12 protein-coding genes are annotated in these 13,003 nt (G+C 74.1%); 2 read left to right on the top strand and 10 right to left on the bottom strand.

Features of this window, described 5'->3' with window-relative positions; all coding sequences use genetic code 11:
* Window positions 1–77: 77 nt before the first annotated feature.
* Both ABD54_RS21990 and ABD54_RS21985 read right to left on the bottom strand, forming a co-directional pair.
* Window positions 78–1,901, bottom strand: coding sequence for a cation acetate symporter (locus ABD54_RS21990; RefSeq protein WP_235432148.1), 1,824 nt, complete (start codon window positions 1,899–1,901; stop codon window positions 78–80).
* Window positions 1,898–2,344, bottom strand: a complete 447-nt coding sequence (locus ABD54_RS21985) for a DUF485 domain-containing protein (protein WP_047871426.1) — start codon at window positions 2,342–2,344, stop codon at window positions 1,898–1,900. The genes ABD54_RS21990 and ABD54_RS21985 overlap by 4 nt, the downstream gene beginning before the upstream one ends.
* A gap of 530 nt (window positions 2,345–2,874) precedes the next feature.
* Here ABD54_RS21985 and ABD54_RS21980 point away from each other — a divergent pair.
* On the top strand, window positions 2,875–3,147 hold the full coding sequence (locus ABD54_RS21980; RefSeq protein WP_047871425.1) for an Lsr2 family protein: 273 nt from the start codon (window positions 2,875–2,877) through the stop codon (window positions 3,145–3,147).
* A gap of 350 nt (window positions 3,148–3,497) precedes the next feature.
* On the opposite strand, the gene hutI is transcribed toward ABD54_RS21980, so the two are convergent.
* The 7 genes from hutI to ABD54_RS21945 form a co-directional block, all read right to left on the bottom strand.
* On the bottom strand, window positions 3,498–4,703 hold the full coding sequence (hutI, locus tag ABD54_RS21975) for an imidazolonepropionase (RefSeq protein WP_047871424.1): 1,206 nt from the start codon (window positions 4,701–4,703) through the stop codon (window positions 3,498–3,500).
* On the bottom strand, window positions 4,700–6,151 hold the full coding sequence (locus tag ABD54_RS21970) for a formimidoylglutamate deiminase (protein WP_047871423.1): 1,452 nt from the start codon (window positions 6,149–6,151) through the stop codon (window positions 4,700–4,702). The genes hutI and ABD54_RS21970 overlap by 4 nt, the downstream gene beginning before the upstream one ends.
* Entirely contained in the window at window positions 6,148–7,416 is a 1,269-nt protein-coding gene (locus ABD54_RS21965) for an allantoate amidohydrolase (RefSeq protein ID WP_047871422.1), read from the bottom strand. Before ABD54_RS21965 ends, ABD54_RS21970 begins: the two co-directional genes overlap by 4 nt.
* Before the next feature lie 74 nt (window positions 7,417–7,490).
* Entirely contained in the window at window positions 7,491–9,149 is a 1,659-nt protein-coding gene (gene hutU, locus ABD54_RS21960; RefSeq protein WP_047871421.1) for a urocanate hydratase, read from the bottom strand.
* A gap of 28 nt (window positions 9,150–9,177) precedes the next feature.
* Window positions 9,178–10,725, bottom strand: coding sequence for a histidine ammonia-lyase (hutH, locus tag ABD54_RS21955; RefSeq protein WP_047871427.1), 1,548 nt, complete (start codon window positions 10,723–10,725; stop codon window positions 9,178–9,180).
* A gap of 103 nt (window positions 10,726–10,828) precedes the next feature.
* Complete coding sequence (locus ABD54_RS21950) at window positions 10,829–11,230, bottom strand: type II toxin-antitoxin system VapC family toxin (RefSeq protein ID WP_047871420.1); 402 nt, start codon at window positions 11,228–11,230, stop codon at window positions 10,829–10,831.
* Window positions 11,227–11,487 (bottom strand): hypothetical protein, encoded by a 261-nt coding sequence (locus ABD54_RS21945; RefSeq protein ID WP_047871419.1) that lies wholly within the window; start codon window positions 11,485–11,487, stop codon window positions 11,227–11,229. Before ABD54_RS21945 ends, ABD54_RS21950 begins: the two co-directional genes overlap by 4 nt.
* A 116-nt stretch (window positions 11,488–11,603) precedes the next feature.
* On the opposite strand from ABD54_RS21945, the gene ABD54_RS21940 reads away from it, so the two are divergent.
* Complete coding sequence (locus ABD54_RS21940) at window positions 11,604–12,365, top strand: IclR family transcriptional regulator (RefSeq protein ID WP_047871418.1); 762 nt, start codon at window positions 11,604–11,606, stop codon at window positions 12,363–12,365.
* Here ABD54_RS21940 and ABD54_RS21935 read toward each other — a convergent pair.
* The coding region (locus tag ABD54_RS21935) for a hypothetical protein (RefSeq protein WP_047871417.1) at window positions 12,357–13,003 on the bottom strand (647 nt) is incomplete at its 5' end. The genes ABD54_RS21940 and ABD54_RS21935 overlap by 9 nt on opposite strands.

The raw sequence follows: 13,003 nt of genomic DNA, 5'->3' as shown, positions 1-13,003 counted from the left end.
CCGCGCTCCCGCTCCGGCCCGTGCTCTCCCGGCCTCGCCCGGTCCGTCCCCCGGCGGCCCCGCCCCGGAACCGCTGGTCAGTCCCGCTCGGCGCCCCAGCCGGTCAGGGAGCGCACCCGCAGCTCTGTGAAGCGCGCGGTGTCGCGCTCCGGCGAGAGGAGACTGCCCGCGACCGCGCACGCGAAGCCGAACGGCACCGCCAGCAGTGCCGGGTTCTCCATCGGGAAGAGCTGGATGTCGATCCAGGCGGGCAGCACCGACAGGCTCTCCCCCGTGACGGAGTCGGTCCTGCCCGACATCACAGGCGACAGCAGCATGAGCAGCAGGGTGGCGGACAACCCGCCGTAGACGCCCCACTCCACGCCCCTGGTGTTGAAGCGGCGCCAGAACATTGTGAGCACGATGACCGGCAGGTTGGCCGCGGCCGCGACGGCGAAGGCCAGCCCCACCAGGAAGGCCGCGTTCATGTCCTGGGCCCGCACGGCCAGCACGACGGCCACGGCGCCGACCAGGCAGGCGGAGAGACGCGCCACACCCACCTCCTGCGACTCCCGGGGCCTGCCCCGCATGAGGACGTGACCGAACAGGTCGTGCGCGATCGAGGACGACGAGGCCAGGGTGAGACCGGCGATGACGGCGAGGACGGTGGCCAGCGCGACCGCCGAGACCAGCGCGAGCAGCACGGCCGCGCCCACCGGACCGGCGGTCAGCCGACCCACCTCCTCGGCGAGCATCGGCACCGCGGTGTTGCCCGAGGGGTCCACGGCCGCGATGCGCTCGGAGCCGACCAGCGCCGCGGCGCCGAAGCCCAGGGCCAGCGTCATGAGGTAGAAGGCCCCGACCACGGCGATCGTGCGGTTGACCGACGAGCGCGCCGCCCGGCCGTCGGGCACGGTGTAGAAGCGGATGAGGACGTGCGGCAGCGCTACCGTGCCCAGTACCAGGGCCAGCCCGAGGCTGACGAGGTCGAGCTTGTTGAACAGGGTCCGGGCGGGGTCACCGGAGACCTCCGCCCCGAAGCGCAGCCCCGGTTCCAGGAAGGGCTGCCCGTGCCCGCTGGCCTCGGCGGCCCCGTCGAGGAGGGCGCGCGGGTCGAAGGCGAACAGGGCCAGCACCAGGGCGGTGAGCAGTCCGGTGGCGGCCAGCAGCGCGACCGCCTTGATGATCTGGATCCAGGTGGCCGCCTTCATGCCTCCGTACACGACGTAGACGATCATGAGCACCCCCACGAGCACGATCACGCCCGTGCGGGCCTGCTCCGCGCCCATCCCCAGGAAGGTCCCGCCGTCGTGCAGGCCCAGCAGGACCGCGACCAGGGCTCCGGCGCCGACCATCTGCGCGACCAGGTAGAACACGCACACGGTGATCGTGGAGACGGTGCAGGCCAGGCGCACCCGCGTCCGGCGCATGCGGAAGGCCGGCAGGTCGGCCATGGTGAAGCGGCCGGTGTTGCGCACCAGTTGGGCCATCGGCAGCACCAGCAGCCAGGCCGCCAGGAAGCCGATCGAGTAAAGGAAGCCGTCGTAGCCGTGGAGGGAGATCATCCCGGCGATGCCCAGGAAGGAGGCCGCGGACAGGTAGTCGCCGGTCAGGGCGAGTCCGTTCTGGGTGCTGGAGAAGCCGCGCCCGCCCGCGTAGAAGTCGACCGCGCCCCGGGTGGTGCGCCCCGCGCGGACGGTGACGGCGATGGTGACCAGGACGAACAGGGCGCACAGCCCCGCCGTCCAGGCGTGCGCGACGCCGAACTCGCCCCCCAGCGCGCCGCCCGGGGCGGCCAGGAGGTCGGCAGCCGCGGACGGCCCGGCGGCGGGCGTTTCGGTGACCGCTGCCACTCCGGCGGCCACCGCTGCGGCGCCGTCCCCCGTGACGGCACCGCCCGCGGCCGCCGCGGCGGCGCTCATCGGCCCGCCGCCGTCCCGTCGGCGGCCTCCCGGCCCCGGGCCTCCTCGCGGATCTCCCGCGTGAGGGGGTCCAGGAAGCGCTCTGAGAAACGGCCGAACGCCCAGGCGAGGGCGAACACCCACAGGAACTGTCCGATTCCCGCGGCCAGTGCCACGTTCACCGAATCCGTGAGCGGTCTGCCCATGAAATCACGCGCGTAGGCGGAGAGCAGAAGATAGGACGGGTAACCGAGCAGGAATGCCGATACCAGCAGGCCCGACTGGAGCGCGAACCGCCTTCGGAGTTTCACGAAACGCGGATCGACCGACACGCGCTCGCAGGCACGCGTGCGTTCGGCCCTCGCGCGCCGCCGCTCCGCCGCGGACGCGGTTCCCCCCGGTCGCGGTGCCTGCCCCCGGACGCCGACACGCCCTCTGTGGACACCCTCCATGTACTCGACCACGGTCCTCCCCCTGCTCCCTGTCTCCGGACGCCGCTCCCCCACGGCGTCCGCCGTTCCCCTTGTGCGCGGCGCGGGTGCCGCCACGGGCCCATCCGGAGGGAACGGCCGAACACGGCGCTTTCCCCCGGATCGGGCAATACCCTAGCGATGCGCCCCGCGCCGCGTTCGCCAAACGCACAAATCGGTTTCCGGAAATGGCGAGAAAGCGTTTCGAGAAACGGACAAGAAGCTGGAAGACAAACACGCGGTGCCATAACGGCCGCCCGCAGTGCCCCCCGCCCCGCCGCGCGCGCAGCGGGGGACACGCCCGCGGACGCCGCGCCCGCGCGCGCCGCACCCGCGCGGACCCCCTGGTCACCCCGGGCACGCCCGTCGGACGCGGGCGCACGCGCCCCCGAATCTTCGCTAGGCTTCGGGGCGACCCCGAACCCGTGACGGCACATCCGGCGTGCAGCCGGCTTGCGCTTTCGTACAGGTGTATGATTAATGGGTCCGCTCTGTTCACGCGATACCGAAGGGAAATCCCCGCCGTGGTCACCGAGGTCTTCACGCTCAAGTACTGCGATCCCCACGCCGTCAGCGAGGAGAAGGTCGAGGCGACTGAGGTCATCCAGTTCGCCTGGGAGGGTGTCGTCCGCGAGGTCGACGCGTGCGCCGACTGCTTCAAGGAGCACGAGGCCCGTCTGGAGCCCCTCGTCGACTACTCGCGTCCGGTGAAGAAGCGCCGCGTCACCAAGAAGGCCGCGTCCTCCTCCGCGCCCGCCGAGGGCTCCGACGGCTCCGCGGACGACGAGTCGAACTAGCCAGCGTCCCCGGGCGCGGGTCCGCGCCCTCGGGAACGGCCTCATCGCGTCAACCGCGAGCGGGGGCCGACGACACCCCCCAGTGATCGTCGGCCCCCGCGTTCTGTGTGCGGCCCCGGGCGGGAGCCGCGTGCCCGGTCCCGGTTCGTTGGCCGACCCGGGTTCACCCCGGACTTCCTCGAAGGGAGCGTGGGCCGGTGCCCCACCACCGCGGAACGACGCTGTACCGCGGCGGCGGACACGCACCGACGCGCATCCAGGTTCGGTGCCGCGGGTTTCGGGGAGGTTAGCCGTCCGTTGAGTTCGCGAAGACGTTGGGCGACCCGCTCGTCACACCGCGCCCTTCACGCTCAGGGGCGGCCCGAGACCAGCTCCCCGTCCTTCCAGACCGCCGCGACCTGGGGGACCCCCGGCCGGTAGGCGAGGTAGAGGTGGTTGGGCGCGTCCAGCAGGACCAGGTCGGCGCGCGCGCCGGGGGCCAGGTGGCCGACGTCGGTGCGGCGCAGCGCCCGCGCCCCTCCCGCGGTGGCCGCCCACACCGCCTCGTCTGGGGTCATGCCCATGTCGCGGACGGCGACCGCGACGCAGAAGGCCAGGCTGGAGGTGAAGCACGAACCCGGGTTGCAGTCGCTGGCCAGGGCGACCAGGGCCCCGGCGTCGATGAGCGATCGGGCGTCCGGGTAGGGCTGGCGGGTGGAGAAGTCCACCCCGGGCAGCAGGGTGGCGACCGTGGGCTCGGGGCGGGCGGCCGCCTGGGCCAGGGCGTCCACGTCCGCGGGTTCCAGGTGGGTGCAGTGGTCGACCGAGGCGGCGCCCAGTTCGACCGCCAGGCGCACGCCCGGCCCCGGGCCCAACTGGTTGCCGTGCACGCGGGGCAGCAGTCCGCGCCCCGTCCCGGCGGTCAGGACCCGGCGGGAGGCGTCCTCGTCGAAGGCGCCGCGCTCGCAGAAGACGTCGATCCACCGGGCGTGCGGCGCGCAGGCCTCCAGCATGGGCCCCGTGACCAGATCGACGTAGCCCTGGGGGTCGTCGGCGTACTCGGGCGCGACCACGTGCGCGCCCAGGAAGGTGACCTCGTCGGTGACGCGGGCGGCCGCGGCCAGGCAGCGCTCCTCGTCGGCGACGGTGAGCCCGTAGCCGGACTTGACCTCCAGGGTGGTGGTGCCCTGGGCGCGGGCCTCGCGGAGCAGGCGCCGGGCCCCCGCGAGCAGGTCGGCGTCGGAGGCCTCGCGGGTGGCGGCCACGGTGGTGCGGATGCCGCCCGCCGAGTAGGGCTGACCGCTCATCCGGGCGGCGAACTCGCGGCTGCGGTCGCCCGCGAAGACGATGTGTGAGTGGCTGTCGACGAACCCGGGGATGACGCAGCGCCCGGCGGCGTCGATCCGCGCGTCGGCGGCGGGCGCCTGGGCGCGCGGGCCCGACCAGGCCACCCGGCCGTCCTCGACGACCAGGGCGGCGCCGGGGACCTCCCCCACGGCGCCTCTTCCGAGGGAGGGGTCGTTGGTGACCAGGGCGGCGATGTCGTCGATGACGATGCTGCGGGGCACGTCGCTCACGTGAGGACCTCCTTGATGACGGCGTCGAGTTCGCGCGCGGTGTCGGGGACCAGGGTGTGGACGCCGTCGCGGACGGTCCAGCGCCCGTCGGCCATCACGTGCCGCACGTCGGCGGCGGTGGCGGCGAAGACGACGGCGTCGGCGGCCCGGGCGGGGTCGGCCCCGGCCAGGCGGGTTCCGTCCAGGGAGACGTTGACCAGGTCGGCCCGCGCCCCCGGGGCCAGGACACCGGCGTCGGGCCTCTCGTTCGAAGGCTCCCGTGATCCCGCTCCGGCGGGCGGCGGCCCCCCGTACGCCCCGGGGGCGGCGGCCCCCGGTTCGCGGGTCCAGCCGAGGCTGGCGTGTCCGTGCGCGGTGGCGGCGCGCAGCAGCGCCCCGGTGCCCAGGGTGCCCCGGCGGTGGGTGCGCAGGCGCTCGTGGAGTTCGACCGCCCTGGCCTCCTCGAACATGTCGGTCAGGGCGTGCTGGTCGGTACCCAGGCTGAGCGGGGCGGGCAGCAGGTCTCCGGTGCGCGGCAGACCGTCGGCCAGGTCGCGTTCGGTCGTGGGGCACAGGCACACCGTGGAACCGGCCGCGCGGACGGCCGACACGTCGGCGTCGTCCAGGTGGGTGGCGTGCACCAGGCTGGTGCGTCCGGTGAGCGCGCCCGCGTCGGCGAGCACCGCCGTGGGGGTGCGGCCGTAGGCGGCCAGGCAGGCGGCGTTCTCGGCGGGCTGCTCGGAGACGTGGACGTGCAGCACGGCGTCGCGCCCGGCGGCGAACGCGGCGACCTCGGACAGCCGCGCGGCGGGGACCGCGCGCACCGAGTGGGCGGCCGCTCCCGTGCGCACGTGCGCGCCTCCGGGGCGGAACGCGGCGGCGCGTTCGGCCCACCCGTCCGCGTCCCCGTCGCCGAAGCGGAGCTGGGGACCGGCCAGCGGCCGGTGGGCTCCGCTCCCGTCCAGCCCGCCGGACAGGTAGCACACGTCCAACAGGGTGATCCGGATCCCCGCGTCGGCCGCGGCTGACGCCAGGGCGTGGCCCATGGCGTTGGGGTCGGCGTAGCGGACCCCGCCGGGTGCGTGGTGCAGGTAGTGGAACTCGCCCACGCAGGTGATCCCGGCCAGGGCCATCTCGGCGTAGACCGCCCGGGCGAGGCGGTGGTAGGTGTCGGGGTCCAGCCGCTCCGCCACGCGGTACATCGTCTCGCGCCAGGTCCAGAAGGATCCGCCGCCGACATGGGTGCGCCCCCGCAGCGCCCGGTGGAAGGCGTGCGAGTGGGCGTTGGCGAGCCCGGGCAGGGTGAGGCCGCTGAGGGTCTCGGCATCCTCGGGGCGTGGCGTCGCGGCCGTCACCGAGGCGATCCGGCCGTCGGCCGCCTCCACGAGCACGCCGTGCTCGGGGGTGCCGTCCCCGGTACCGGTCCACGCCCACTCGCACCACAGGCGGTGGACGCGCGGCGGCCTCATCGGCCCCCCTCCCGGACGGGGCGGGCGAGCAGGTCCTGGAGTACGTCGGCCAGGGCTAGTACCCCGGCGTGGCAGTCCTCGGGGCGGGCCCACTCCTCGGGTGAGTGCGACACCCCGGTCGGATTGCGCACGTACAGCATCGCGGTGGGCACGTGCGCGGCGAGCACCCCGGCGTCGTGTCCGGCCCCGGTCGGCAGTACCGGCACCCGGGGGTCGGGGGCGCGGTCGGCGACCACGGCGGCCAGGCGGTCGCGCAGGCCGTGCGCGAACGACACCAGCGGGGTCAGGGACTCGTCGGCCGTCGCGCAGTCCACCCCGTGCTCGCGCGAGGCCCGCTCGGCGGCCTCGCGCACCCCGGCCACGACCGCGCCGAGCGCGGCCTCGTCGGCGGCGCGTGCGTCCAGCCAGGCGCTGACCAGGGACGGGATCGCGTTCGTACCGTTGGGGCTGACCAGGGCCCTGGCCACGGTGGCGCGGGCACCGTGCTCCTCGGCCAGCGCGCGGGCCGCCAGGATCGTGTGCGCGAACGGCAGCATGGGGTCGCTGCGGTCGTCCAGGCGGGTGGTGCCCGCGTGGTCGGCACGGCCGGTGAAGTCCATCCGCCAGCGCCCGTGCGGCCAGATCGCGCTGGCCACGCCCACCGGGTGGGCGGTCTCCTCCAGGGCGCGGCCCTGCTCCACGTGCAGTTCCACGAACACGTCCAGGTCCGCCAGGGCCCCGGGGTCGGCGCCGATGGCGTCGGGGTCGTGCCCGGCGGCCTCCATGGCCCGGGCCCAGGTGGTCCCGGAGGCGTCGGTGAGGCCGCGCGCCCGCTCGGGGGAGATCTCCCCGGCCGTCAGGCGGCTGCCCAGGCAGGGGACGCCGAACCGGCCGCCCTCCTCCTCGGCGAACACCGTGACGACCAGCGGCCGGGCCGGGGTCAGTCCGCGCCGCCGCAGTTCGTCCACGGCGGCCAGGGCGCTGGCCACGCCGAGGGGTCCGTCGAAGGCCCCGCCGTCGGGAACCGAGTCCAGGTGGGAGCCGGTGGCCACCGCGCCCGGGCCGGGCGCTCCCCACCAGGCCCACAGGTTGCCGTTGCGGTCGGTGCGCACGTCCAGGTTCCGGGCGGCGGCGGCCTCGGTGAACCAGGCGCGGGCGTCGGCGTCTGCGCCGTTCCAGGCGTGGCGGCGGTAGCCGCCGCTGCCCGGGTCTCGGCCCACGGGCACCAGGTCGGCCCACAGGCGGTCGAAGGCCCCGGGGCCGGGGGCGGTGGAATGGTCGCTCACAGGGTGTTTCCCCACGTCGGAACGGATGGTCGTACGCGCGGCCGGGGCGCCCTCGGCGGGCGGCCCGGCGCGGTTCAGTCCCCTTCGCGCATCGGGACGCGGATGCCGTGCTCACGGGCCACGCGCCCGGCCTCGTCGTACCCGGCGTCCACGTGGCGGATGACGCCCATGGCGGGGTCGTTGGTGAGCACCCGCTCCAGCTTGGCGGCGGCCAGGTCGGTGCCGTCGGCGACGCTGACCTGCCCGGCGTGCAGCGAGCGGCCCATGCCCACTCCCCCGCCGTGGTGGATGGACACCCACGAGGCGCCGGAGGAGGTGTTGACCAGGGCGTTGAGCAACGGCCAGTCGGCGATGGCGTCGGAGCCGTCCAGCATCCCCTCGGTCTCGCGGTAGGGGGAGGCCACCGAGCCGGTGTCCAGGTGGTCGCGGCCGATGGCCAGCGGCGCGGAGACCTCCCCGGAGGCCACCAGTTCGTTGAACCGCGCCCCGGCGGCGGCCCGCTCGCCCTGGCCGAGCCAGCAGATACGGGCGGGCAGCCCCTGGAAGGCGACCCGCTCCCCCGCCATGCGGATCCACCGGGCCAGGTGCTCGTTGTCGGGGAACAGGTCCAGGACGGCCCGGTCGGTGCGGGCGATGTCGGCGGGGTCGCCCGACAGCGCCGCCCACCGGAACGGCCCCTTCCCCTCGCAGAACAGGGGCCGGATGTAGGCGGGGACGAACCCGGGGAAGTCGAAGGCGCGGGCGAAGCCGCCGCTGCGGGCCTCGTCGCGGATGGAGTTGCCGTAGTCGAAGACCTCGGCGCCCGCGTCCTGGAAGCCCACCATGGCCTCCACGTGCGCGGCCATGGACTCGCGGGCCCGGTCGGTGAACTCCTCGGGCCCGGCGGCGGCCAGGTCCCGCCAGTCCTCGAAGGCCACCCCGGCGGGCAGGTAGGCGAGGGGGTCGTGGGCGGAGGTCTGGTCGGTGACCACGTCGATCGGGGCGCCGCGCGAGAGCAGTTCGGGCAGGACCTCGGCGGCGTTGCCGAGTACCCCGACCGACAGCGGGCGCCGCTCGTCGCGCGCCCGCACGGCCAGTTCCAGGGCGTGGTCCAGGCTGTCGGCGCGCACGTCCAGGTAGCGGTGACCGATGCGGCGTTCGATGCGTCCGGGGTCGCACTCGACCACGATCGCGACGCCGTCGTTCATGGTCACGGCCAGCGGCTGGGCGCCGCCCATGCCGCCGAGTCCGGCGGTGAGGGTGATGGTTCCGGCCAGGGTCCCGCCGAACCGTTTGGCGGCCACGGCGGCGAAGGTCTCGTAGGTGCCCTGGAGGATGCCCTGGGTGCCGATGTAGATCCACGAACCGGCGGTCATCTGCCCGTACATGGTCAGGCCCTGGGCCTCCAGGCGGCGGAACTCGGGCCAGTTCGCCCAGTCCCCCACCAGGTTGCTGTTGGCGATGAGCACGCGGGGCGCCCACTCGTGGGTGCGCATGATCCCGACCGGGCGGCCGGACTGCACGAGCAGGGTCTCGTCGCCCTCCAGGTCGCGCAGGGCGGCGGTGATGCGGTCGAAGCTGCGCCAGTCGCGCGCCGCCCGGCCCGTGCCGCCGTAGACCACCAGCTCCTCGGGGCGTTCGGCGACCTCGGGGTCGAGGTTGTTGTGGAACATGCGCAGGGCGGCCTCCTGCTGCCACCCCTTCGCGGACAGGGTGGTGCCGCGCGCGGCGCGGACGGTACGTGGACTGCTCACGCGGTCTCCTCGCGGTGTTCGGGTCGGTTCAGGCCAGGGGGACGACGGACTCGGCGGCTCGGAGCACGGAGCCGTCGGTGATCAGGTCGGCGACGGCGGCGATCTCGGGGGCCAGGTGGCGGTCGGGACCGGGGCCGGAGACCCTCTCCCGTACGGTGCGCAGCACGGCGCCGGTGGCGGGGCCGGGCTCCAGCGGCGAGCGCAGGTCCAGGGCGCGGGCGGCGGTGAGCAGCTCCACCGCCAGCACGCTGGTCAGCCCGTCCACGGCGCGGCGCAGCTTGCGGGCGGCCGACCAGCCCATGGAGACGTGGTCCTCCTGCATGGCCGAGCTGGGGATGGAGTCGACGCTGGCGGGCACGGCCAGGCGCTTGAGCTCGGAGACGACGGCCGCCTGCGTGTACTGGGCGATCATGTGCCCGGAGTCCACGCCGGGGTCGTCGGCCAGGAAGGCGGGCAGGCCGTGGGAGCGGGACACGTCGAGCATGCGGTCGGTGCGCCGCTCGGCGATGGAGGCGGTGTCGGCGACGGCGATGGCCAGGAAGTCGAGGACGTAGGCCACCGGCGCGCCGTGGAAGTTGCCGTTGGACTCCACCCGCCCGTCGTCCAGGACCACGGGGTTGTCGATGACGCTGTCGAGTTCGCGCTCGGCCACCAGCAGCGCGTGGGCCAGGGTGTCGCGGGCGGCGCCGGCCACCTGCGGCGCGCAGCGCAGCGAGTAGGCGTCCTGGACCCGGTTGCAGTCGGGTCCGCGGTGGGAGGCGACGATGGGCGAGGAGTCGAGCAGGGCGCGCAGGTTGGCCGCGGAGGCGGCCTGGCCGGGGTGGGGGCGCAGGCGCTGGAGCTCCTCGGCGAAGACGCGGTCGGTGCCCAGCAGCGCCTCGACGCTCATGGCGGCGGTGATGTCGGCGACCTTGAGCAGGCGCCCCAGGTCCATGCAGGCCAGCACGAGCATGCCGAGCATGCCGTCGGTGCCGTTGATCAGCGCCAGGCCCTCCTTGGCGCCCAGTTCGACCGGTCGGATCCCGGCCTCGTGCAGGGCGGTGTAGGCGGGCAGGTCCCGCCCGGCGGCGTCGCGGACCCGGCCCTCGCCGATCAGTGCCAGCGCCACGTGCGACAGGGGCGCCAGGTCCCCCGAGCAGCCCAGGCTGCCGTACTCGTGCACGACCGGGGTGATGCGGGCGTTGAGCAGCGCGGCGAGGGTCTCGGCGGTGGCGACCTCCACGCCGGTGTTGCCCGAGGCCAGGGTGCGCAGGCGCAGCAGCATGAGGGCGCGCACGACCTCGTCCTCCACCTCGGGCCCGGTCCCGGCGGCGTGCGAGCGGATGAGGGAGCGCTGGAGGCGGGCCCGCAGGTCGGGGGCGATGTGGCGGGTGGCGAGGGCGCCGAAGCCTGTGCTGACCCCGTAGGCGGGCACCTCGCCTCGGGCGAGCGACTCGACCCGTTCGCGGCCGTGACGGAGGGCCTTGCGGGCCTGCTCGGACAGGGTGACACGGGCGCCGTGGCGGGCCACGTCGAGGATCTGGGCCGGGGTGAGCGGCGCATCGCCGACGACGACGGAAGGAACTGCTGTGGACATGCCTCCCATTCGACCCTCCGCATGCCGCCTGGTGAAGGGCTGACACGAGGGTTTCGTCTGGGATCTCAGACGTCGGGGACACCTGCCCGCGGCTCCCGACGGGCTACCGGATGACCCGCACCTCGCACCGCAGCCCCGGAGCGGAGACCAGCCGGACGTCCCCTGTCACAAGGGCGCAGTCCAACGCCTCCGCCACAGCGACGTAAGCCGCGTCGTACGCGGTGAGGTTGGAACGGAGTTCCCAGATCCTGTCCGCCACACCTGCGACGGGCTCCACGTGGGCGATGGCCTGCAAGCTGTAGAGCTTGCGTGCCGCTTCGGCGTCACCGACCGACACCTTCCTCCCGAGCACGAGTCCTCGCAGGGCGTTGAGGAACTCCACCCGTTGGTGGTCGGGGGCGTACCACTCGCTGTCGGCGCCCAGAACACGCCGCGCCATGGTCGTGGAACGCCCCGGCGCTCCGAGGTAGAGATCGATCAGGACGGACGTGTCGACAACGATCACACGGCACCGCTCTCACCATGAGCGTCCAACGCCTCGTCTCCACGAGCGGCTCGTACCGCCGTGACGATCTCGTCCATGCTCAGGTTGGCCCCCGGCAAAGGGGTCTGCTCGACGATCTCCCGGTTGCGGACGAAACGCGCCTCGCGCTCCAGCAGGGTCAGCAGATAGGCCTGGAGCGACTTGCCCGACCGCTTGGCTTCAACGGCCAGGATCTCTCTGACCTCGTCCGGAACGTCCTTGACCTGAATAGCTCCCATGGCGCCATAGTAGCGCCGAAATCAACCCCATGAACGAAGGAGAACCGCATCTTTGGCGCCATCAAGGCGTCTCATTGGAGTTTTCCGGCCAGTACGTCATGCGAGACAATCAGGACATGAGCCTCGTTCCGGCGGCAACCCGCGCGCTGCGGCTGCTGCGCTTCCTGGCGACCCGCCCCGGGCCGGTGTCGGCCTCGGCGATCGCCGCCGAGCTGGGCGTGCCCCGCTCCAGCGTGTACCAGCTGCTGGAGGCCATGGCGCGGGAGGGCTTCGTGACCCACCTGCCCGAGGAGCGCCGCTGGGGCCTGGGCGTGGCGGCCTTCGAGATCGGGTCGGCCTACCTGCGCCACGACGGTGTCGAACGCCTGGCCCGTCCGCTGCTGCACCAGCTCACCGAGGCCACCGGCGCCACAGCTCACCTGGGCGTGCTGCACGGCGCCGACACCCTGTACCTGCTCAAGGAGCAGCCGCCGCACGCCCCGTCGCTGATCACCGGGGTGGGGGTTCGCCTGCCCGCGCACCTGACCGCGTCGGGGCGGGCCATGCTGGCCCGGCTGCCGCGCGCCCAGGTGCGCGCCCTGTACCCGGACGCGGCGGCCTTCACCACCCGCACCGGCCGGGGCCCGGCCTCGCCCGGCGAGCTGCGCCGGGTCCTGGCCGAGGAACGGGGCCAGGGCTGGTCCATCGAGGAGGGGCAGGTCACCGAGGGCTTCGTGTCGGTGGCCGCGGCCGCCTGCGACCACAACGGCCGCCCCGCCGCGGCGATCAGCCTGACGGTGCCCAGCGCGCGGCCGGTCACCCCGCAGGCGCTGGCCGGGCGGGTCCGCGACGCGGCGGCCGACCTGACCCGGCGCCTGGACGGCCGCGCCTCACCGTAGCGGAGGGGTCCGCTCCACGACCGAGGGCAGCGGGGCCGTGCGCTCCACCATCCGCAGGATCTTCTCCTTGAGGTCGGCGGGCACCTGCACGTAGAACTGCGTGGGCGCGTCCACCGCCTCCAGGTCCAGGCTCTCGGCGCTCTCGGCCCAGCTGGGCAGTTCGGCGTCGGTGCGGTGGGTGTCCAGCACGAACTCGATGAAGTAGGTGAGCCGGCGCCCTCCGGTGTGCACCTCGCGGATGCGCCGGATCTCCGTCCAGGCGATGAACGTGCCCTCGCCGGGGAACCACCACTTGCGCTCCTGCAGGACCGTGACGCCGTCGCTGTCGGCGCTGATGCCCTGCCGGGTGACGCGCTGGGGCAGACTCCGCATCACGAACACGTTGCTCCCCGGACCCACGAAGAGCATGGTCAGGCCCGCCAAGGCCCACAGCGTCACCGAGCCGACCGTGGTCTCCTCGCGCAGCACGTGCCAGAGCATCGACCCCAGCACCACCACGAACCCCGCGGTGAGGGCGGCGGAGAAGTAGGCCACGGCCATCCACATGCGCGTGTTGGGACCGCGCAGGCTGACGTACCTGCGCAGGTGGGAGACGCTCTCGGGCGTCCGGGTCAGGTCCGAGGGAACACCTCGGGGGG

This window comes from Nocardiopsis sp. RV163 (genome assembly GCF_001029525.1).
Classification (GTDB): Bacteria; Actinomycetota; Actinomycetes; order Streptosporangiales; family Streptosporangiaceae; genus Nocardiopsis; species Nocardiopsis dassonvillei.
This window is presented reverse-complemented; position numbering and strand designations above follow the sequence as displayed.